At 73.0% G+C, this 20,806-nt stretch carries 17 protein-coding genes; 6 read left to right on the top strand and 11 right to left on the bottom strand.

The features are described from left to right. Positions 1-5 precede the first annotated feature (5 nt). Both BUE41_RS03965 and BUE41_RS03970 read right to left on the bottom strand, forming a co-directional pair. Positions 6-2,963 (bottom strand): FtsW/RodA/SpoVE family cell cycle protein, encoded by a 2,958-nt coding sequence (locus tag BUE41_RS03965; RefSeq protein ID WP_200803749.1) that lies wholly within the window; start codon positions 2,961-2,963, stop codon positions 6-8. A 21-nt stretch (positions 2,964-2,984) separates the two neighbouring features. Next, positions 2,985-4,181 carry a hypothetical protein gene (locus tag BUE41_RS03970; RefSeq protein ID WP_073455448.1) on the bottom strand — a complete coding sequence of 399 codons (1,197 nt, stop codon included), beginning with the start codon at positions 4,179-4,181 and terminating at the stop codon, positions 2,985-2,987. 655 nt (positions 4,182-4,836) lie between these two features. Here BUE41_RS03970 and BUE41_RS03975 point away from each other — a divergent pair. Next, positions 4,837-6,270: an FAD-dependent oxidoreductase gene (locus tag BUE41_RS03975; RefSeq protein ID WP_073455561.1), complete on the top strand. Its 1,434-nt coding sequence runs from the start codon at positions 4,837-4,839 to the stop codon at positions 6,268-6,270. Positions 6,271-7,023: 753 nt separating this feature from the next. Here the strand turns inward: BUE41_RS03975 and mhpA are convergent. Genes mhpA through BUE41_RS30650 form a run of 4 tightly spaced genes read right to left on the bottom strand, consistent with a single transcriptional unit; the run spans position 7,024 to position 11,496 of the window. Next, the gene (mhpA, locus tag BUE41_RS03985) at positions 7,024-8,580 is read right to left on the bottom strand and encodes a bifunctional 3-(3-hydroxy-phenyl)propionate/3-hydroxycinnamic acid hydroxylase MhpA (protein ID WP_073455450.1); all 1,557 of its coding nucleotides are present in this window, start codon (positions 8,578-8,580) and stop codon (positions 7,024-7,026) included. Further along, positions 8,577-9,668, bottom strand: coding sequence for an alpha/beta hydrolase (locus tag BUE41_RS03990; protein WP_073455451.1), 1,092 nt, complete (start codon positions 9,666-9,668; stop codon positions 8,577-8,579). The genes mhpA and BUE41_RS03990 overlap by 4 nt, the downstream gene beginning before the upstream one ends. Then, entirely contained in the window at positions 9,665-11,179 is a 1,515-nt protein-coding gene (locus BUE41_RS03995) for a solute symporter family protein (RefSeq protein WP_073455452.1), read from the bottom strand. The genes BUE41_RS03990 and BUE41_RS03995 overlap by 4 nt, the downstream gene beginning before the upstream one ends. After that, positions 11,176-11,496, bottom strand: coding sequence for a DUF485 domain-containing protein (locus tag BUE41_RS30650; RefSeq protein WP_073455453.1), 321 nt, complete (start codon positions 11,494-11,496; stop codon positions 11,176-11,178). The genes BUE41_RS03995 and BUE41_RS30650 overlap by 4 nt, the downstream gene beginning before the upstream one ends. Before the next feature lie 147 nt (positions 11,497-11,643). On the opposite strand from BUE41_RS30650, the gene BUE41_RS04005 reads away from it, so the two are divergent. The 5 genes from BUE41_RS04005 (at position 11,644) to BUE41_RS04025 (ending at position 15,361) form a co-directional block, all read left to right on the top strand. Further along, positions 11,644-12,225: a VOC family protein gene (locus BUE41_RS04005; RefSeq protein WP_073455454.1), complete on the top strand. Its 582-nt coding sequence runs from the start codon at positions 11,644-11,646 to the stop codon at positions 12,223-12,225. Then, the gene (locus tag BUE41_RS04010) at positions 12,222-13,166 is read left to right on the top strand and encodes a fumarylacetoacetate hydrolase family protein (protein ID WP_073455455.1); all 945 of its coding nucleotides are present in this window, start codon (positions 12,222-12,224) and stop codon (positions 13,164-13,166) included. Before BUE41_RS04005 ends, BUE41_RS04010 begins: the two co-directional genes overlap by 4 nt. Then, positions 13,163-13,849, top strand: a complete 687-nt coding sequence (locus BUE41_RS04015; RefSeq protein ID WP_073455456.1) for a carboxymuconolactone decarboxylase family protein — start codon at positions 13,163-13,165, stop codon at positions 13,847-13,849. The genes BUE41_RS04010 and BUE41_RS04015 overlap by 4 nt, the downstream gene beginning before the upstream one ends. Beyond that, entirely contained in the window at positions 13,741-14,520 is a 780-nt protein-coding gene (locus BUE41_RS04020; RefSeq protein WP_073455457.1) for an alpha/beta fold hydrolase, read from the top strand. The genes BUE41_RS04015 and BUE41_RS04020 overlap by 109 nt, the downstream gene beginning before the upstream one ends. Before the next feature lie 82 nt (positions 14,521-14,602). Next, positions 14,603-15,361 (top strand): IclR family transcriptional regulator, encoded by a 759-nt coding sequence (locus BUE41_RS04025; protein WP_084754346.1) that lies wholly within the window; start codon positions 14,603-14,605, stop codon positions 15,359-15,361. A gap of 33 nt (positions 15,362-15,394) precedes the next feature. Here BUE41_RS04025 and BUE41_RS04030 read toward each other — a convergent pair whose 3' ends face one another. Genes BUE41_RS04030 through BUE41_RS04050 form a run of 5 tightly spaced genes read right to left on the bottom strand, consistent with a single transcriptional unit; the run spans position 15,395 to position 20,710 of the window. Continuing rightward, complete coding sequence (locus BUE41_RS04030; RefSeq protein WP_073455459.1) at positions 15,395-16,111, bottom strand: cyclase family protein; 717 nt, start codon at positions 16,109-16,111, stop codon at positions 15,395-15,397. Positions 16,112-16,127: 16 nt separating this feature from the next. Further along, positions 16,128-16,898: an SDR family NAD(P)-dependent oxidoreductase gene (locus BUE41_RS04035; RefSeq protein ID WP_073455460.1), complete on the bottom strand. Its 771-nt coding sequence runs from the start codon at positions 16,896-16,898 to the stop codon at positions 16,128-16,130. Beyond that, entirely contained in the window at positions 16,895-19,336 is a 2,442-nt protein-coding gene (locus BUE41_RS04040) for a xanthine dehydrogenase family protein molybdopterin-binding subunit (RefSeq protein WP_073455461.1), read from the bottom strand. The genes BUE41_RS04035 and BUE41_RS04040 overlap by 4 nt, the downstream gene beginning before the upstream one ends. Next, the gene (locus tag BUE41_RS04045) at positions 19,333-19,836 is read right to left on the bottom strand and encodes a (2Fe-2S)-binding protein (protein ID WP_073455462.1); all 504 of its coding nucleotides are present in this window, start codon (positions 19,834-19,836) and stop codon (positions 19,333-19,335) included. Before BUE41_RS04045 ends, BUE41_RS04040 begins: the two co-directional genes overlap by 4 nt. Position 19,837: 1 nt before the next feature. Further along, a complete protein-coding gene (locus BUE41_RS04050) occupies positions 19,838-20,710 on the bottom strand; it encodes an FAD binding domain-containing protein (RefSeq protein WP_073455562.1) in 873 nt (290 codons plus the stop codon). Between the last annotated feature and the right edge of the window lie 96 nt (positions 20,711-20,806).

Here is a 20,806-nt window from a genome sequence, read left to right on the forward strand (position 1 = left end):
CAGATCTACGGTGACTGCAGCAGGTCGGTGGCGAGGACTTCGCCCTGGTGGTCGAGGAAGTGCCGCAGCCCGTCGGCCACGACGTTCTTCGCGCTGTTGGCGCCACCGCCCGGGCCCTGGACGAGCGCGGTCACGACGACCCGCGGGTCGTCGTGGGGCGCCACGGCCGTCATCCAGTTGTGGTAGGTGCCCGCGGCCAGTGCGTTGTCCTGCGCCGTCCCGGTCTTCCCGGCGGCGGGCAGGGAACCGAGGGCGGTGGCGGTGCCGCTGGTCACGACCGCGCGCATCCCCTCACGGACGGGGCCGAGCACGTCCGTGAACGACAGCGCGGTCGGTTGCGGCGCCGGCAGCGCCGTGAGCGGGCCCCCGCTGGTGCCGACGGCCAGCCCCAGCCGGGGCGTGACCATCTGCCCGGTGGCGATGCCGGCGGTCCACCGGGCCACCTGGATCGGCGTGGTCAGCAGGTAGCCCTGGCCGATGCCGAGGATCACCGTCGACCCGCCGTACCAGGTGCCGCCGCGCTCCGCGACCGACTCGGGGGTGCCGAGGTAGCCCGCCGACTCCCCGGGCAGGTCGATGCCGCTGACCGCGCCCACGCCGAGCGCCCGGGCCGTCTCGATGATCGGCTCGGGGCCCATGGCCTGGGCGAGCTTGTAGAAGTAGACGTCGTTGGACCAGGCGATCGAGTCGACCATGTCCATCGGGCCCATCGGCTTCCAGTTGCGGAAGGTGTGCCCCCCGACGGTGTAGTCCGCGCCGGTGGGGATGACCTGTTCGGGCGGGATCACCGGGTCGACGGCGTCCGCGGCGGCCACCACCAGCTTGAACGTGGACCCGGGCGGCACGGCGGCCTGGATCGCGGCGTTGCGCATCGACCGGTTCGGGTTCTCGGCGATGGCCTGCAGTTCCCCCGGGTCCGGCGGCGGGCCGAACGCGTTGTTGTCGTAGGAGGGCACGCTCGCCATGGCGAGGACCTGACCGGTGCGTGCGTCCATCGCGAGGGCCGCGCCGACCGCCTTCGGGTTGGACTGCGCCCGCATCGCGGCCTGCAGGCTCTCGCCGAGCCGGCGCTGCAGCCCCAGGTCGATCGACAGGCGCAGGTCGGAGCCGGGCACCGGGTCGTAGCGCGGGCCCATCGCGACCGGGACACCGGTCGGGTCGACGTACACGCACTGGCGGCCGTTGACCCCGCGCAGCACCGCGTCGTACTGCAGCTCCAGGCCGGCGCGGCCGACGATCTCCCCGGAGGGCAGGTCCGGCCAGCGCTGCGTCTCCTTCTCCGTGGCCACGCCGGCGAAGCCGAGCACGGGCGCGAGCAGCGAGCCGGTGGGGTAGTAGCGGCGCGCCTCGGGGACCACCATGACGCCGTCGATGCCCGCGGCCGCGACGTGGGCGCCGACGGAGTGCGGGACCTCGCCCAGCTTCAGCGAGAGCGTGGTGGCGGGGACCGCGTCGAGCTGGGCCTGCACCTCCTCGGCCGGCCGCCCGACGTGCGCGGCGACGCGGGCCACGTCGTCGGGTCGGGTGCGCAGCAGCGCCGGTACCGCGATGACCTCGTCGACGCCGTCGGGCGCGTCGACCGTGCTGAAGGCGACGGGGGTGCCGTGCCGGTCGGTGATCGCCCCGCGCTGCGCGGGGATGCGGATGCACCGCGTCATCTGGTCCTCGGCGGCCGCCAGCAGCTCGGGGCCGTGGACGGCCTGCAGGTTCACCCCGTAGGCGCTGAAGACGGCCAGCACCGCGGTGGTGCCGAGCGCGACGGCGCGGACGAGCCGGGGCCGGTTGCGGCGCCGGAGGCCGAGCGCCCAGATGCGCTTGCGGGCGCCGTCGTGGCGGATGCCGAGCGCGACACCGAGCGCGGCCAGCTTCACCAGCAGCGCCGATCCACCGTAGCTGAGCAGCGGGAACGGGATGCCGGCGAGCGGCAGCAGGCCCAGGTTGCCGCCGACCGACACCAGCGTCTCGGTGCCGAACAGGACGGCGAGGCCGGCGCACACCAGCGCGCCGTGGGCGTTGCGGGCCTGGCGGGCGGCGAGCGCGATGCGCCAGACCAGCACGATCGCGGCGAGGACGACGATGCCGCCGGCGACCAGTCCGAACTGCTCGACGACCCCGGACAGCGCCAGGTCGGTCTCACGCTCGGGCAGGTACCGGGCGCGCAGCTCGGCGAGCGGGTTGCCGTACCAGCCGAACGGGCCGCCGGAGCCCAGCGAGATCCGCGCCTGCTCCACGGCGTACCCGGCCCCGGTGGGCGACTCCTGGGTGCCGACGAGGAAGCTGCCCAGCCGCTGCATCTGGTGCGGGCGCAGCAGGCCGACGCCGAGCGGGGCGAGCAGTGCCGCGGCGGCGAGCAGCGGGAGCAGCAGCTTGCCGGGGACCCGGCCCATGACGAGCATCGCCACCGTCAGGACGATCATCACCAGGGCGGTGCTCAGGTCGGGCTGCAGCAGCGTCAGCGCGATCGGCACGGCGGCCAGCGCCAGCGCGAGGACCAGGCGCTGCCAGTCGGGGCGGGCCGAGCCGAGCACCCCGGCGAGCGCGACGAGCAGGCCCAGCTTGGCCAGCTCCGAGGGTTGGAAGGTGAACGGGCCGATGTCGATCCAGCGGGTCGCGCCGTTCGCGGTCACGCCCGCGACGGCCACGACCCCCATGAGCGCGACGGCGAGCACGTAGCTGACCGCCCCGAGGACGGTCAGCAGACGCACCCGGAACCGCCAGAACAGTGCGAGCACGACGACGCCGGCGACGGCGACGACCGCCTGGCGCAGCGCCATCGGCGCCCCGTCGGACACGACGAGGTTGGCCAGCCCGAGCCCGACCAGCACGAGCGCCGCGACCACGGCGAGCAGGTCGAACGTGACCCCCCTGTGGTCGCGGCGGTGGGGACGGGCGAGCAGGGCGGGCAGCTCACTGCCCGCCACCAGCAGCGGCTTCTTCTGGTTGGTCCGTTTGCGTCGCAGCACAGGCGCTCTCCTCGCCACGGCTCAGCGGGCCGGTTCGGCCGGCGTGCAGGTGCCGCCGTCGGCCGGGATCGGGACCGGATCGCTGGCCGCTTCCGCGGGGGCGCCGGTCACGGCCAGCACAGCGGAAGCGGAGCCGGGCGGGAGCGGCACCGTGTCGACCGCGTCGACGCGGTCACCGCCCGCCGGGACCGTGAGGGTGCCGCCGGGCAGCTGCGTCGTCTCGCCGGTGCAGCGGTCGACGACCTGGAACGTCCAGTTGACGACCTGCGGTTCGGGTCGCGGCGCGAGCATCACGCGCAGCCCCACCTCGCAGTCCTCGCCGGGGCTGCACGGCTGCAGCGCACGGAGGCCGACCGAGGTGATCGGACCGGCGGCCGCGGGGGCCGGCGGGTCCACCGGCGGCAGTTCGGGCTCGTCGGCGGAGGTGTCCACGGTGCCGGTGCGGCCGGCCTGCAGCAGCAGCTCGACGTCCCGGTTGATCTTGTCCTGGAGCAGGACGATCTCGAGCATGACCACCACGGCCACCACGGCGAACGAGACCCCCCACCGCCAGGTGCGAGCGAAGACGGAGCGGGCGAGCGCGGCGGGGTTCGGCAGCCCGCGGGGGATGAGCGGGCGCTTCGGGAGCGCGTTCACCACGCGCACGGGCGCGGCCGGGCGGAGGACGCGGTGGCCGGTGGCGACCGCGACCAGCCGGGCGAGTTCGACGCGGGCGGTGTCGATGTCCAGTCCGGCCGCCGAGCGCAGGGCCACCGCGGCGTCGCGCAGCGCCTCGGCCGTCCGGTCCTCGACCATGCGGCCGGCCTTGTCGAGCGCGGCGAGGTGGGCGACCGCGCCCGGGTACGGGGCGGAGCGGTGTGCGGCGTCCGTCAGAGCGGCGAGGACGGGCGTGAGGTCGGGTAGGTCGTCGGGTTGATCGTCGAGTTGATCGGCACCGTCCCCGGCGGTCTCGTCGTCGCCGGTCGTCAGGCGGGCCCGGCCGTGCATGCCGATGCGCACCTGTTCGGGGCGCAGCGTTCCGCGGACGCCGGTCCGTCCCGTCGCCTCGGTGAGCACGTCGGCGGCGACGGCGACCGCCTGCAGCGGGGTGAGCCGGCCGATCTCGAGCAGGCGGGACAGCAGCACACCGCCGCCGGACGGGCGGGGGAGCGGCGCGGACTCGGTGGGGCCCGGCGGCACGGCGGCGAGGTTCGGCAACGTCAGGGACGGGTGGGTCATGCAGCTGCTCCTCTGCGGACGGTCCGGAGGGATGGGCGGACCCGGGCGACGCGCGCGCTCGACCGGAGGGAGCGCGACGGCGTCGGCGGCGCGACGGGTCCGCCGCTCGACGACAGCAGGAGGGCCTCGGGTCCGGGGACACGGATACCCGAGACGGGGGCGGAGGGGCCCGAGGTACGGATCAGGACGTCGGTGTCCCGGACGTCAGCACAATCGGTGGCCTGCGCCGGGGTGTGCGGGCGTGCCCGACTGTGGGCGCCGGTGCGATGCGACCAGCTTCGCCATGGTGGTGTCCCCCTCCCACGCTCACGATGACCGCACTTCCCAGCCGGATCGGCGCGCGACGAGTGCTGCCCGATCGTGTCCAGCACCCCCGTCGACCTGGCGCCCGCAGGGCGCGCAGCCGCCCGCCTAGCACTCGCGAAGTCCGAGTGCTAATTCTTACTTAGCACTCGCCCTATGCGACTGCAACCGGGCCAAAGTCCTGAGGCAGGGCCTGGGGATCAAGTCCTGAGGCAGGGCCTGGGGATCAGGGTCGGTGGACCTGCGGAAACCGGTCGACAGAACCCGGATGGACCACCGTGGGCGCATGTCGTGATCGAGTGGAATGGGGCACGATAAGCGTCGCTAGTTTTCTCACGACGGAGGTGTGCTCATGGGCGAGGTCGACCTGGTCGTCGTCGGGTTCGGTGGAGCGGGGGCCGCGGCCGCCATCACCGCGCACGACGCGGGTGCGCGAGTGGTCGTCTGCGAGAAGCAGGCGGCGGACGCGCACACGCCGAGCACCCGGATGTCCGGCGGGCTCGTCATGGCCGTCGACGATGCCGAGAAGGGTGCCGCTTACCTGGACGCGTGCGCGGGCGGGATGGTTCCCACCGAGGTCACGCGGGCGTGGGCGGAGTCAGCCGCCGGTGTGCTCGACTGGTTGCGCACCACCGCGGGCCTCACCTTCTCCCGCATCAACACCGCAGAGCACCCCGAGCTGCCCGGCGCCGACGCCATCGGTGTCCACCAGCCGGGCGAGGCCGCGTTCCGGCTCGACCCCTCGGCCGGCGGCGGGGACGCCTTGTTCACCGCGGTCGCGTCCGCCGTGCACGAGCGGGGAATCGACGTTAGATGGGCAACGCCGGTGCAGCGGCTCATCGTGGAGGACGGTCGCGTCGTCGGGGTGACCACCGACTCCGGGCCGATCCGCGCCCGCAAGGGCGTGATCCTCTCGTGCGGGGGTTACGAGTTCGACGAGGAGTTGAAGCGCGACAACCTGCGCGCCTATCCGGTCCACTTCTACGGCAACCCCGGCAACACCGGCGACGGCGTCCGCATGGCCCAGGCCGCCGGCGCCGGGCTGTGGCACATGAACACGATGATCGGCCGGGCGATCGGCCACTTCCCGCTGGAGTCCGCCGAGGGCGGCTGGCTGAACTTCATCATCGACATCAACCCGCCCGGCCACGTCATCGTCGACCGCGGCGGCCAGCGCTACGCGAACGAGACCATGCAGGCGCAGCTGCTGCACGGCTTCTACTACGAGATGCTGCGCTACGACTACGACCGCGCCACCTACAGCCGCATCCCCAGCTGGTGGGTGTTCGACGAGCGCCGCCGCACCGCAGGTCCGCTCACCCTCAGCCACATCGGCGCCGTGAAGGTCGGCCTCTACGACTGGAGTCCCGACAACTCCGCCGAGATCGAGCGCGGCTGGATCGCCCGCGGCAACACCCCGGAGGAGGCCGCTGCCGCGGCCGGCATGGAGGACCCGGAAGCCCTCGCCCGCACGGTCGCGGAGTACAACGCCGCCTGCGCGGCGGGCGTCGACCCCTTCGGTCGCGCCCCCGAGACCCTCATCCCCCTCGACTCCCCTCCCTACTACGTCGTCCCCCTGTACCCGGGTGGCTCCAACACCTGCGGCGGCCCGCGCCGCGACGCAGCGGGCCGGGTGCTCGACCCGTACGACGAGCCGATCCCGGGGCTCTACGCCGCCGGTGAGCTCGGTCAGCCGGTCGGGATGCTCTACCCGGCCGACGGGGCGAACCTGTCGGAGGCGTTCTGCTTCGGGCGGATCGCGGCACTGACGGCCGTGGGGGCCTGATCGCTGGGCCCGCCCCGCTCGGTCCGAAGTCGATCGCGACCGGGCGGGGTGGTCGCCTCTCGCACCGCGAGTTGGCCGGGTGGCTGTTTGCGGAGCGCGTGCCCGTTGGGCGTGGGGATCTCTCGGATAGTGCGGTTGCGGTGGCGTCGCTCGGCTGGGATCTCGTTCTGCGTGCCTCCCCGCCGGTCGTGGACGTGGTCGACTGCTTGTGGTGCCGTTGCCACGATGGTTCATCGCGCAGTGTTCGGTACGTCGCTCGTCGACCGGGTCGGTGTCGGTGCGCGCGGGTCGTGTGGAGCCGTCCCGGTTCGGGCTGTCGCGGCGTCCCGGTGATCGTGTTCGCGGTGCTCGGCTCGGTGAGTGGCTGCCGTGGCGGTGGTCGCGGATCTCTTTCAGGTAGTTGTGGAACGCGCACAGCCCTGTGCCGGGTGGTGATGGCAGCGATCTTCTGCTCGTTCAGCACCCCGGCGGCGAACAGTGCCGGACCCGGTCGTGCCCGTCGGGCAGATCCCGGGCGGTCCGCACCCGCACCCCGCCCCGGTGTGCCGAGACCCGGCAGGCCACTCCGACGTCGTGGGTGAGGATCCTCTCGATCTGGCGCGGTTCGGTGATCCCGGCGGAGACCTGCGGCCGCGAACTCCCGAGCGAGCTCGAGGATCGCCGTGGCCTGCCGGGCGGCGATGGTGTTCTCCTCCTCGCACGCGCGCACCCGGGCGGCAAGGTTATCCGCGAACCCGATTTCGAACAAGTGTTCTAACGGTTTCCAACGACATCGTGCCGGCTTGTTTCCAACGGCATCGTGCCGGTTTCGAGCAGTGAACGCAGATCGGCCAGCAGACCGGCGACCCCGTCGATCGACACCGCCGACCCGAGCACGTAGTGATCCGGCCGGACCAACACGGCCACCACGCCCGCCGCCGTCATGCTGTCGGTCAGGGTCGAACCGTCCTCGACGACGTGGCCCGGCTCGATCACCGCGTGCCGCAGCCCGATCGTCCCTTCGAGCTCCGTCACCGCTGCAGCGCTCGCCGGATCGAGCTCGGCCAGGCAGAACAGGGTGAAGCCCCGGCCGAGCACGTCGTCGGACCGCTCGGCCTTCCCGTCGCTCGTGCGCAGCAGCGGTTGCACGGCCAGGTGGCCGGCGAGCAGATCTCCGGCGCGGAACCCGGCCCCGACCGGTGGCTGGAACGGCGGCGGCACCTCGGTGGCTGCGCGCATCGCTTCCCGGTGTGCGGCGGCGCGGCCGGGGTCGGTCTCGCAGATGATCGATCCCACCTTCACCGACTCCTCGATGTAGGCGAGCACGTGCGGCCGGCGCGACGCGGTGTAGAGATCGAGGAGGGCGTCGCCGGCGGCCCCGGTCAGCACGAGGTCGAGCAGCCAGCTCAGCGTCGCGGCGTCGCGGATGCCCGAGCACATGCCCTGCCCGAGGAACGGCGGCATGAGGTGGGCGGCGTCGCCGGCGAGGAACACCCGGCCGGCCCGGAACGTCTCGGCGACGACCGACCGGAACGTGTAGACGGTCTGGCGGATCAGCTCGCCCGCGTCGGGCCCGATCCACGGCCGCAGCAGCTCCCACACCCGGTCGGGCCGCACCATCGCCTCCGGGTCGTCGCCGTCGACGAGCATGAACTCCCACCGCAGGTACCGCTGCGCCACCCGCCCCATGTGGTTGGGCCGGGCCGGGTCGAGCACCTGGCCGGTGTCCGGGATGTCGGGCACCGGCGCGCCCTCGCGGGGCCGCACGTCGACGACCAGCCAGTCGCCCCGGAACCCGAGGTCCGCCGACGCGATGCCGGTCAAGCCCCGCACCGTGCTGCCCGCGCCGTCCGCCCCGACCACGAACCGCGCGGTGAGCGTGCCGCCGTCGGTCAGCTCTGCCACGACGTGGTCGCGCTCCTGGCGCAGCCCGGTGACGGTGGTGCCGAACCGCACGTCCACCTCGGGGATCGCGTGGACCGCCGCATCCAGGACGTCCTCCAGCTCCGGCTGGTAGAAGTGGTACGACGCCTCCCAGCCGGACGGCGCTGCCCACTGCCGCGGCAGCCGGGAGAGCACGGTGCCGTCCGGGGCGAGGAACTCGTAGACGCGCGCCGGGTCGGCGATCCGCTGCACCTCCTCCGCGACACCCAGCCCCTGGAAGATGCGCATGATCTCGTGGTCGAAGTGGCCCGCGCGCGGGGTCTCGTAGCGCGCCGTCCGCCGCTCGCAGACGATGACGCGGTGCCCGGCCGTGCCCAGCAGGCCGGCGAGGCTCTGCCCGACCGGGCCGTACCCGACGACGAGGACGTCGGCATCAAGATCGGTCATGGGCGGGCTCCTTCGTCGGGTGCGGGAGAACGGCCGAGCCGGGCGCGGAACCAGTCGCACACGAACTCCGTGCGCTCGGCCGAGTGGTTGTACATCGTGTGCTCGCCGTCCTCCCAGATCCGCATCGTGGAGCGGGGGGACAGGTCGAGGAAGACCTTCTGCTGGTCGAGCGTGACCAGCGGATCGACGCCGCCGTGCAGCACGAGCACGTCGGCCGCCGTCTGGTCGGTGGCCGGGTCGAGCCAGAGCGTGCGCAGCACCGCCGCTGCCTCGGTGACCGTGGCGACGCCGAGCAGCGCCAGTGTCTGCTCGCTCGCCGCCCGGAAGGGGAGCGGTTCAGGACGGGCGGTGGCGCCGTTGATGCAGCACGCCCCGAACCGCGGATCGTGCACGGCGGCGCGGGCGGCGAGCAGTCCACCGAAGCTGTTGCCCCACACCCCGTACGGCCCGGGGTGCCCGGTGCGCTCACGGACGAGGTCGAGGGTCACGCCGAACGCCGCGTCGACCCGCGAGTCCAGGTGCAGCCCGCCGAACAGCCGGGTCTCGCCCTGCCCGGGTGCCTCGAGCAGGACGGCCGAGAGCCCGCGGCGGACGAGCGCCTCGGCCTGCCGGTGGTACGCCGGGCCCCAGCCGCTCTGTCCACCGACGATGACGACAGGCGGGCCGGGGCGTCCGGTGCGCGGCCCGACGAACCACGCATAGCAGTGGCCGGGCCCGAACGGGATCTCCAGCCGCTCCACCCGCAGGTCGGGATCGAGCTCGGCCGCCGCCCGGTACGCCTCGCCGAGTCGCCGGTAGAGCGCGCGCTTGGCCGGGACGTCGGTGTTGAACTCCATCTGGGCGAAGACGAACGCCGCCGCAGCCCGCCGGTAGCCCGCCGCCGCGGTCTCGACGTCACCGCGATCGGCCGCGGCCCGGGCCCGGTCGAGCTGGGCCTCTGCGAGGCCGGCCGCGGTCTCGTGCCACGGCGTCTGGACCGGGGACTCCGCCAGGTGCACGGCGTCCCAGTGGTCCATGCCGTAGTCGAGCATCCGGGTCACCGGCATGGCGCGCAGCTGGGCGGCGCGCCGCTTGGCCGCCTCCGTCATCGCGCGCTCTCCGCCGTCGCCCGCGCTCCGCGACCGAGCTCGGACTCGATCTGGATCGCCGCGAAGTCGCCTGCCGGTGCGCGCCTGGACAGCACGGTGCCGACGACGCAACCCAGTACGCCCAGCGGCAGTGCGATGAGGGTCGGGGCCGAGAGGCTGATCGGCGGGTGCTCGCCCGGCCACAGCGTCGGGCCGAGCAGCATGAGCACGACGGCGGCGGTGAGCCCGGTGAGCACCCCGGTGATCGCGCCCGTGGTGGTGAACCGGCGCCAGGTCAGCGTGAACAGCAGCACCGGGACGTTCGCGCTCGCCGCCACGGCGAACGCCAGCGTCACGAGCAGCGTGGCGTTGAACGTCGGTCCCAGCGCGATCGCCACCACGACGACCACGACGCCGATCGCCACCGTGGTGCGCTTCGCCCGGCGCACCTCGTCGCCGGCGCGGCTGGGCCAGATGTCCCGGACGACCGCGCTCGACGCGTTCACGAGCAAGCCCGCGACGACCGCCAGCACCGTGGCGAACGCGATGGCGGAGACGATCCCGAGCGTCGGCGCGCCGCCGAGCAGCTCCGCCAGCCGCGGCGCGACCAGGTTCCCGCCGCTCGCCGCCAGCTCCTTCGTCTCGTTGCGCAGCAGCGCGCTCGCCCCGAGCCCGACGAACGCGATGAGCACGGTCGCGACCGTGAGCAGGGCGACGGTGACCGTGACCGACCGGCGGGCGTGCACGGCGTCGCGGACGGTGAAGATGCGCATCATGACGTGCGGCAGCCCGGCCACGCCGAGCGTGCCGGCGAGCGCGACCGAGAGCAGGTCCCACGGGTCCTTCAGCAGGTTCCCGGGCCGCAGCGGGTCGAGACCGCCAGCCGGCGCGACCGCCCGGGCCACCATGCCGCCGACGTCGCCGCCGAACCGCACGAGCAGCAGCACCGTCAACCCCGCCAGCACGCCGATGAGCAGCACGGCCTTGACGACCTGGATCACCGTGGCGCCGTGCATCCCGCCGAGCCCGACGTACGCCACCATGATCACGCCGGTGACGACGACCGCGACGGGGTAGCCGGTGCCCGACAGGAGCGTGAACAGGTTCCCGGCGACCACGACCTGCGCCAGCAGGTAGAGCCCGGAGATCGCCAGCGTCGACACCGCGAGGACGGTGCGCAACGACCCGGACCGGAACCGCCGGACCAGCACGTCGGTCAGCGTGTACTCGCCGAGGTTCCGCAGTCGCTCGGCCACCAGCAGCATCACCGGGATCCAGGCGAGCAGCGGAAGCACCAGGTAGAGCAGGGAGTCGTAGCCGACGAGGAACATCAGGCCGATGCCGCCGAGCAGCGCTGAGCCGGACATGAGATCGCCCAGCGTCGCGATCGCGTTGCGGGTCGGGCTGATCCCGCCGCCTGCTGCCCAGAACTCTCCGGCCGTGCGGCTGCGCCGGCCCGCCAGGTAGGTCAGGATCAGCCCGGCCAGCGCCAGCGCGGCGAACAGGAGCAGCGCGATCGTCCGCCCGCTCACCGGGGCACCGCCGCGCCCGCGTGCAGCGCGTCCAGGCGGTGGTGCGCGGCCCTCGCGAACAGGGCGCACACGGCCCACGGCAGCACGAGCATCGTCGCGGCGACGATCCAGTCCACGGTGAGCCCGCCCGGCACCGGCTCCCGCAGGACGTCCTGCCCGAACGCGACCAGGCCCAGGTGAGCGACGCTGCAGGCGAGCGAGGGCAGCCCGAGCACCGCGACCACGCGGCGTCGTCGCCTGCGCAGCTCGTCCGCCAGGCGGGCCGCGGTCTGCTCGTCCGCTGCCTCCTCGTCCGGCACTGCACCTGCGGTGGTCATCGCGCCTCCTCACCCTCAGCGTTGTTCTGCTGAGAAGAATAGATTCCGTTCAGCAGATCATGTCAAGCCTGGACGGGCGTTGACGGGCCGGACGACCAGTGGTTACGGTCGGAACACATTCTGGACAGCAGAACACGGAGGTAGCGAGTGACCACCCCGACGCCGCGCGTGGCCGAGCTGGGCCACGTCGGCCTGCGCTGCCACGATCTGGCCCGCCAGCTGGCCTTCTACACGGAGGTGCTCGGCCTGGCGGTGACCGATCACGACGACGAACTCGGCATCTGGTTCCTGTCCGCGCGGCCGGAGACCGAGCACCACGAACTGCTGCTCGCCGAGGGGCGCAACGTGCCGCAGGAGGCCAAGCTCATCCAGCAGGTGTCGTTCCGGTGCGCACGGCTCGAGGACGTCATCGGGTTCCACCGCCGCTTCCGGGAGCACGGGGTCCGCCTGGACATGATCGTGTCGCACGGCAACGCGATCGGCGTCTACTTCTACGACCCCGAGGGCAACCGGTGCGAGGTGTACTGGCAGACCGGCCTGCGGGCACGGCAGCCCTTCGTCGAGCACATCGACATCGAGACCGATCCCGACGAACTGCTCCGCCGGGTCCGCGAGTCCGTCGAGCGCCACGGCGACACCGGGTACACCGAACCCGGCTACCGGGCGTGGACGCAGGAGCAGCGGGTCGCCGGCGCCCCCGTCACCGTGGCCGAGGAGGTGCGGCCGTGAAGTTCGTGCGGTTCGCGGCCGAACCGGCGCCCCGGGTGGGCGTGGTCGACGGTGACGTCGTGCGCGTCGTCGACGGGGTGACCGACCTGCTGCCGCTGCTGCGGGCCGGGCGGCAGGCGCTGCACGAGGCCGGGGCCGCAGCACTGCGCGCAGGCGAGGCGGTGGCCCTCGCCGACGTCGTACCGCTGGCACCGGTCGCCGAGCCGCCGACCGTGCGCGACTTCTACGCGTTCGAGCAGCACGTCCGCGCCGGGCGTGCGTGGCGCGGCCTGGACATGGACCCGGCCTGGTACGAGCTGCCCGTCTTCTACTTCTCCAACCCGTACGCGGTGCTCGGCAGTGGCCCTGTGCCGATGACCCCCGGCACCGAGTGCTTCGACTTCGAGCTCGAGGTCGCCGCCGTGCTCGGCGGTGGCGGTCGGGACCTGACCCCGCAGGCCGCTGAGGAGCTGATCGCCGGCTACTGCGTGCTCAACGACTGGAGCGGCCGCGACGTCCAGCAGCGCGAGATGACCCTGTCGCTGGGCCCGGTGAAGGGCAAGGACACCGCCACCGGGCTCGGGCCGTACCTCGTCACCCCCGACGAGATCGCCGATCTGCGCGTGGGCAACGGGTACCGACTGCGGATGACCTGCCACGTCAACGGCGTCGAGTACGCGCGGGCGTCGTGGGCGGACGTGTACTGGTCGTTCGGCGAGATGATCGCCTACGCCTCCCGCGGCACCGAGGTCCGGCCGGGCGACGTCATCGGTTCGGGCACCTGCGGCACGGGCTGCATCCTGGAGCTCTCCCGCACCCACGGCGAGGACGCCTATCCCTGGCTGCGGCCGGGCGACGAGGTGGTGGCCGCCGTCGAGGGCCTCGGCGCGCTGCGCAACACCGTGGCCGTTGCGGTCCCGGTGGTCCCGTTGCGGCCGAGTCGTGCGGCGGTCGGCTCGTGAGCACCGATCGGCTGCCGCCGCTGCCGGACGACGCGCTGACCGCCGAGCAGCGCGCCGTCGCAGAGCGGATCGTCGCGGGCCCGCGCGGCCGGCTCGGCGGTCCGTTCGTGCCGGTGCTGCACAGCCCGCAGGCGGCGGAGCACCTGCAGGCGCTCGGCGCGTACCTGCGGTTCGGCTGCGGGCTACCCGCGCGGGTGTTCGAGCTGGCCGTGCTGCTCGTCGCGCGCCACCGCGACCAGGGCTTCGAGTGGGCGCACCACGAGCCCCTCGCCCGTGCCGCCGGGCTGCCCGACGAGGTCATCGCCGCGATCGCGGCGGACGAGCGGCCCACCGGGCTCACCGACGCCGAGGTCGCCGCGTACGACCTGGTCACCGAGGCGCTGCGCGGGAACGACGTGGCGCAGCGGACGTACGAGCGCGCCGTGGCGCAGTTCGGTGAGCGCGGCGTCGTCGAGCTCGTGGTGACCGCCGGCTACTACACGACGCTCGCCATGGTCATGAACCTCGCCCGGACCCCGGTCCCGCCGGGAGCGCCGGTGCTGCCCGCCCGCAACCGCGACGAGAGAGGACGCCCATGCCCACCACCACGAACGGGATGCACTACGAGGTGCACGGCGCCGGTCCGGTCACGCTGCTCCTCCTGCCCGGCCTCGGCTGCTCGACCCGGTGCTGGGACGGGGTGATCCCGCTCCTCGACGGCTACCGGTGCATCGCCATGGACCTGCCCGGGCACGCCGGTTCGATCGACGCCCCCGCCGACGGGTCGAGCCTCGCCGCGATCACCCGGCCCGTGATCGACGCCGTCACCGAGCTCGGCCTCGACCGGTTCGTCGCCGTCGGGCTGTCGTTCGGCGGCAGCGTCAGCGTCCGCCTCGGGCTCGACGTCCCCGAACGGGTCGAGTCCGTCATGGCGTTCATGCCGTGGAACGCGGGTGGCACCGAGCCGGGAGACCCGTTCATGGCGCAGCTGCACGATTCCTGGGCCGATCCCGATGCGGTGCGGCACGTCGTCGAGTTCATCTCGCTCGATCCGGCCCGCACGACCGATGTGCAGCAGACCATGACCGGCGCGGTCAGCGAGGCGTTCTGGCGCCGCTGGTACGGCGCGGGCGTGTTCACCAGCATGCTCGACGAGCTGCCCGGCATGACGGTGCCGGTCTGCTACGTCCTGGGCGGGCGGGACACCGTCGCCCCGCGGGACGCGCTGATCGGCGACGTGCTCGCGATGCCCGGCGGAAGGCTGGTCCTGCTCGCCGAGGCCGGGCACCTCGCTCCCTACGAGCATCCCGAGCTGGTCGCGACCGAGGTCCGCGAGTTCGTCGGCCGGGTCGCAGCGCGGCCCGTCGAGGCGTAGCCCCTGCCGCCGGTAGTCTGTCTGGCAACACGCGGTTCGGACAGCAGAACCGTGGCATCGGTCCTCGGCGGAGGTGCGCGGCGTGGCGGTACCGGCGGCCTACCCGGTGGAGTCGATCGACAACGCCGCCCGGATCCTGCTCATGCTGCTCGACACCCCTGCTCTGCGGGTCTCCGACGTCGCGAGCGAGCTGGGCGTGGCGCGCTCGACAGCGCACCGGATGCTGACGACCCTGCAGGCCAGGGACCTGCTGCGGCAGGACCCCGCCACGAAGGCCTACGGGCCCGGCTCGAACCTGGCGAAGCTGGGCCTGGCGGTGATCGGTGCGTCCGACCTGCGCGCCGAGGCTCGGCCGGTGCTGGAGAAGCTGGTCTCCGACACCGCCGAGACCGCTCACCTGCTGGTGCTCAAGGGCACCGAGACCGTGTTCATCGAGGGTGTGGAAGGCCCGCAGGTCATCCGCGCCGCCCTGCGCACCGGGCACCGGGGGCCGGCGCACGCGTCGGCGGCCGGCAAGGCGCTGCTCGCCGAGTTCGACCAGGAGGAGCTGCGCCGGCGCTTCCCGACCGCGCGGCTGCGCGGCGGCACCGCCCGTGCGGTGCACAGCCGCCGCGCGCTGGAGGCGGAGCTGGAGAAGGTGCGCGAGACCGGCTACGCCACCAACATCGAGGAGAGCGAGCCCGGGCTGTGCGCGGTCGCCGCGGCCGTCCGCGACCGCTACGGCGTCGCGCAGTGCGCACTGGCGGTGTCCGGCCCCGCGGAACGCGTGGTTCCGCAGATCGAGGCCATCGGCCGGGCGGTCGTCGCGGCCGCGCAGGAGCTGGGTTCGCGGCTGAGCTGACGCATCCGCCGCGCTCCCAGCTCCGTGCGCGGTCTACGGCGCCTGGAGCAACCCGGCCGCGTCCTCACCCACCAGCGCCACCGCCCGCGTCGGTCCCCCGTGCGCGCCCCGCAGCTTGAGCGGGAACCCGATGAACACGAACCGGGTGTTCACGACCTTGTCGAGGTTGGCGAGGTTCTCGTAGTGGGTGATGTGCTCGCGCCGGCACATCATGTGGCACGGGTAGCTGGTGCTCGCCGGGTTGTCCGGGGTGGGGCTGTCCACGCCGAACGTCTTCACCCCGTGCTGCACGATCCACTCGCTGGCCGACTCGCCGAGCCCGGGGAACTCGGTCAGGTAGCGGGGATCGCCCGCGTACCGGTTCCACGTGGCGGTGTGGAACAGCACGATGTCGCCGGCCCGCAGCTGCTGACCCGACTTCGCCAGCGCGTTGTCGAGGTCCTCCGCGGTGATGTCGGTGCGCGCCGGGATCCCGGTGACGTCCAGGCAGATGGCGGGCCCCCAGAACAGGTCGAGCGACATCTTGTCGATCGTCTGGGCCGATGGGTCCGGGTCGAGGTGGGAGAACGAGTCGACGTGGGTCGGCCCGTTGTCGTTCATCAGGAACCCGGTCGTCTGGAACGAGAAACCGCTGTCGAACCGCGGTGCGGTCTCCTCGTGCGTGGCGTGCTCGAACTGCACGGTCTTGAGGTGGCCGGGGTAGACCTTCATGCCCTCGTAGATGTCCTGGGAGAGGTCGACGATCGGCATCGCAGCTCCTGGTGCGTTAGTGCATGACGACACCGGCCGAGACGTTGAGGTCCTCGCCGGTGATTGCGGAGGCGGCGGGGGAGGCGAGGTAGACGCAGGCGGCAGCCACCTCGTCGGCCTCGACGAGCCGGTTCAGGGGGGAGGGATCGGTGAACGCGCGGCGGGCCTCGTCGACGCTGATCCCGCGCGCCTCGGCCTGGCGGGCGATGACGTCGTCGATGCGCGGCCCGGCGACCGCGCCGGGGCAGACCGCGTTGACGCGGATGCCGTGCGGGCCGAGCTCGACCGCCAGCGTCCGCACCAGCCCGATCACGCCCATCTTCGCCGCCGCGTACGGCGTGCGGCCGTGCAGCGGCCGCTTCCCGGTCATCGACGAGATCGCGATCAGCGAGCCCGAGCCCCGCTCGATCATCCCGGGGACGAACGCGCGGAAGGTCAGGAACACCCCGTCGAGATCGGTGGCGATCGTCTCCCGCCACTGCGCGAGCGACACCTGGTGCAGCGGGGCGGTCGGGCCGGCGATGCCCGCGTTGGCCACGACGACGTGCACCTGCCCCAGCGCCTGCGCCGCGGCGGCGAGCGCGGTGACCGACTCCTCGTCGCGCACGTCGCAGGCGATGGGCTCGACGGAACCGGCGGCACCGGTGGCGGCACCGACGGTCCCGTCGAGCGTCGTGACGTCCCGTGCGGTCGCCGCGACGCGGTAGCCCTCCCTCGCGAACGCGAGCGCGATCGCGGCTCCGATGCCGCGGTTCGCGCCGGTGACGACCGCGACGTGGTCCGTCATGAGCCGTGGCCGGCGGCCCGCAGCGCCGCCCGGATCCGGTCGGGCGTCAGCGGCAGCTCCGTGATGCGGACCCCGAGCGGGGCGAGCGCGTCGTTGACTGCGGCGTTGATCGCCGCCGGCGCCATCATGCGTCCGCCCTCACCGCCGCCCTTGATGCCGTGCGGGGTCCACGGCGACGGGGTCTCGACGTGCCCGATCTTCAGCTCCGGCACCTCCAGCGAGGTCGGGATCGGGTAGTCGAGGTAGCTCGTGGTCTGCAGCTGCCCGTCCGGCCCGTACACGAACTCCTCGTACAGGGCCGTGCCGATGCCCTGCGCGGTGCCGCCCTGGATGTGCCCGGCGAGCGAGCGCGGGTTCACCAGCGTGCCGCAGTCGTGCACGGCCGCGTAGTCCAGGAACGTCACCACGCCGGTCTCGACGTCCACCTCCACGACGGGCAGGTGGCAGGCGTGGCCCATGAACGGGTAGAAGACGCCCAGGTCCTTGCGGTCCGCGCTGGGCATCGTCGTGTACGGGTGGTCGAAGACCTTGCTCTCCTCCAGCCCCGACTCGACGTCCTCGTCGAAGCTGTGCTTGAACAGGTGCAGCATGATCGCGATCTCGGAGAGCGTCTTGCGCTTCTCCGGCACACCGCGGACCTCGAACCCTCCGTCGCGCCACTCCAGGTCGTCGGGGTCGGCCTCCAGCAGGTGCGCGGCCGCCCGGCGGGCCTTCTCCTTGATCTTGGCGCTCGCGCCCTCGACGGCGCCGGCGAGCATGACGGTCGTGCGCGAACCGCCGGGGCCGGTCGCCGGCAGGCCGTTCTTGCTGCTCTGGTAGACGACCGACACGTCGTGCGGATCGCAGTCGAACTCCTCGGCCACGAGCTGCGCGACCATCGTCTCCGGCGAGTTGCCCCAGAACGCGCACGAGTACAGCGTCGCGGTGATCGCACCGGTCGCGTCGACCTTGAGCGTCACGCTCTCCGGCATCGACGTGACGGGCGCGCCGGGCTCGTCGAACCAGAACCAGAACTCGGTCGCGGAGAACACCGACCGCTCCTGCGCGGTGATCAGGCCGATCCCGATGTAGCGGCCCTCGGCGCGCGCCTGCTCCTGCACCTCGCGCCAGTGCTCGTAGCGGCCCAGCTCGAGGGTCTTGTCGAGCACGGCGTCGTAGTCACCGGAGTCGTAGACGTTGCCGGTCGGGATGAAGTGCGGGAACGAGCGGATGAAGTTGCGCCGGCGGATCTCCACCGGGTCCATCCCCAGCTCCCGGGCGGCCTTGTCGACCATCTGCTCCAGCATCCAGTTGTTGACCTCGGAGCCGAAGCCGCGGTAGGCGCCTTGCTGGTTCTTGTTGGTCAGCACCGCGCGGACGCGGTAGCGCACGCTGCCGATCGTGTACGGGCCGACGACCTGGGCCAGCGCGTTGCCGTGGTGACCGACGCCGAACTGGATGTAGGCGCCGTAGTCGTCGACGGTGTCGATGTCGATCGCGGTGATCTTCCCGTCGCGGGTGAGCGCCATGCGGACGTCGTAGTGCCGGTCGGACCCGTGGTGGTCGCAGTTGGCCATGTTGTCCACGCGGTCCTCGAGGTACCGGACGGGCCGCCCGGTCAACCGCGCGCACATCGCCGCGATCACCAGCGGCTTCGTGACGAACAGCTTGGAGCCGAAGCTGCCGCCCGCCGGCATCGGCACGATGTCCAGCCGGTTCGCCGGGATCTTCAGCGCCGTGGCCACCATGAACAGGTAGCTGGTGAAGCTCAGCGAGTTGGTGTGCACGCGGAAACCGCCGGTGGCGGGATCGTGCTCGGCGACCGCACCGACGGTCTCCAGCGGTTGCCCGCCCGAGCGGTGCCAGCGCAGCTGGTCGGTCACCACCACGTCAGCGCGCTCGAAGTCGCCGGCGACGTCGCCGAACTCGAACGTGCGGTCGTAGGCGCAGTTCGAGCCCAGCGGCTCGTGGACGAGCGGGGCGTCGTCGGCCAGCGCGGCGAGCGGGTCGACGACCGGAGGCAGGGGCTCGTACTCGACGTCGATGAGCTCGAGCGCGTCCTCGGCGAGGTACCGGTCGTCCGCGACCACGACCGCGACGCCCTCGCCGACGTAGCGGACCTTGTCGACGGCCAGGCAGCGCCAGGTGTGGGCGGCCGGGTTCGGCCCGAAGTCGGGCAGCGGATCGGTCAGCTCCGCCGCCTGCGCCCCGGTGACGACCGCGTGGACGCCGGGCGCGGCCTCGGCGCGGGAGGTGTCGATCGAGACGATCCGGGCGTGCGGGTGCGGGCTGCGCAGCACGGCGGCGTGCAGCATGCCGGGCAGCACCAGGTCGGCGATGTAGCCGCCGCGCCCGCGCAGGAACCGCGGGTCCTCCACGCGCCGGATCGACTTGCCGACCCACGTGCGCTCGGCCTTGTGCGTGCGGACGGGTGGGGTGGGCCGATCGACGGTGGTCACGACGCCACCTCCGTCCCGGCGCGTGCACCGGAGCGCATCACCTCGGCGGCCGCGCAGACGGCCTCGGTGATCGTGGCGTAGCCGGTGCAGCGGCAGAGGTTGCTGGCGATCTGCTCGCGCACGCTCTGCGGCGTCGGGTCCGGGTCGCGTTCCAGGATCTCCACGCAGCGCATCAGCATCCCCGGGGTGCAGTAGCCGCACTGCAGGCCCTGCTTCTCCCAGAACGCCTCCTGCAACGGGTGGAGCTCGGGACCCTGCGCGAGGCCCTCGACGGTGCGGATGTCGGCGCCGTCGGCCTGCACGGCGAACGTGGTGCAGGAGCGGATGCTGCGCCCGTCGCGCAGCACGGTGCAGGTGCCGCACACGCCGTGTTCGCAGCCGATGTGCGTGCCGACGAGGCCGAGGTCCTCACGCAGGACGTCGACCAGCAGCTTGCGGGGCTCGACGGAGAGGGTGGTCCTGCGCCCGTTGACGGTCAGCGTGATCTCGCGGGTGCTCATGTCACCTCCTGCTCGCGGCGCGGTCCAGCGCCAGCTCGATGCCGCGCCGCAGGTAGCTGCGGGCCATGTCGACCTTGGTCTCGCTGCTGCCGTGCACATCACCCGCGGGGGACAGCACGGCCACCGTCGCCGCCACCGCCGAGCGGATGCTCTCGGCGTCCGGCACCGTACCGACGAGCGCCTGCTCGGTGGCGGTGGCGCGGATCGGGGTGGGCCCGACCCCGCTGAGCGCGATCGCCGCGCGCGTGACGGTCCCGGCGTCGTCCACCGCCAGGTCGACGGCGACCGCGACCACCGCGAACCCACCGTGCGTGCGGGCGTGCTCGACGAACGCGTGCCCGCCGGGACGACGCGGGAGGCGCACCTCGGTGAGGATCTCGTCGGGACCGAGCGCGGTCTCGAACGGGCCGCGGAAGAACTCGGCCGCGGGGATCCGGCGTTCCCCACCCGGGCCGGCGGCCGTCATCGTCGCGTCGAGGGCGAGGGCGACGGCGGGCAGCTCCGCCGACGGGTCTGCGTGGGCGATGCTCCCGCCGATCGTGCCGCTGTTGCGGATCGGCGGGTGCGCGACGTGGCCCAGCGCCTCGACGAGCAGCGGTGCGCCGGCCGCGGCGTCGGCGGACTCCTCGGCGGTGCTCTGCCGCACCATCGCGCCGATCACCAGCTCGTCGTCGGTGAGGCGGATGTCCGAGAGCCCGTCGACGTGCTGGAGATCGACCAGGAACCCGGGCTGCGCGAGCCGGAAGTTCATCAGCGGCACCAGGCTCTGCCCGCCCGCGAGGACCCGCGGTTCGGCGTCGGCGTGCGCGACCAGCAGGTCGATGGCGTCAGCGAGCCGAGTGGGCGCCGCGTAGTCGAAGGCGGCAGGTTTCATGTCCGCCATGTTCCCGAGCGGCTGTGACGGAGGCCATGTCCACAGCCACGAGACTCGGGGGAGTTCTTCGTGGTCACCACCGACGGCCGCCGCGTT

Source organism: Pseudonocardia thermophila, assembly GCF_900142365.1.
In the GTDB taxonomy this organism is placed as follows: domain Bacteria; phylum Actinomycetota; class Actinomycetes; order Mycobacteriales; family Pseudonocardiaceae; genus Pseudonocardia; species Pseudonocardia thermophila.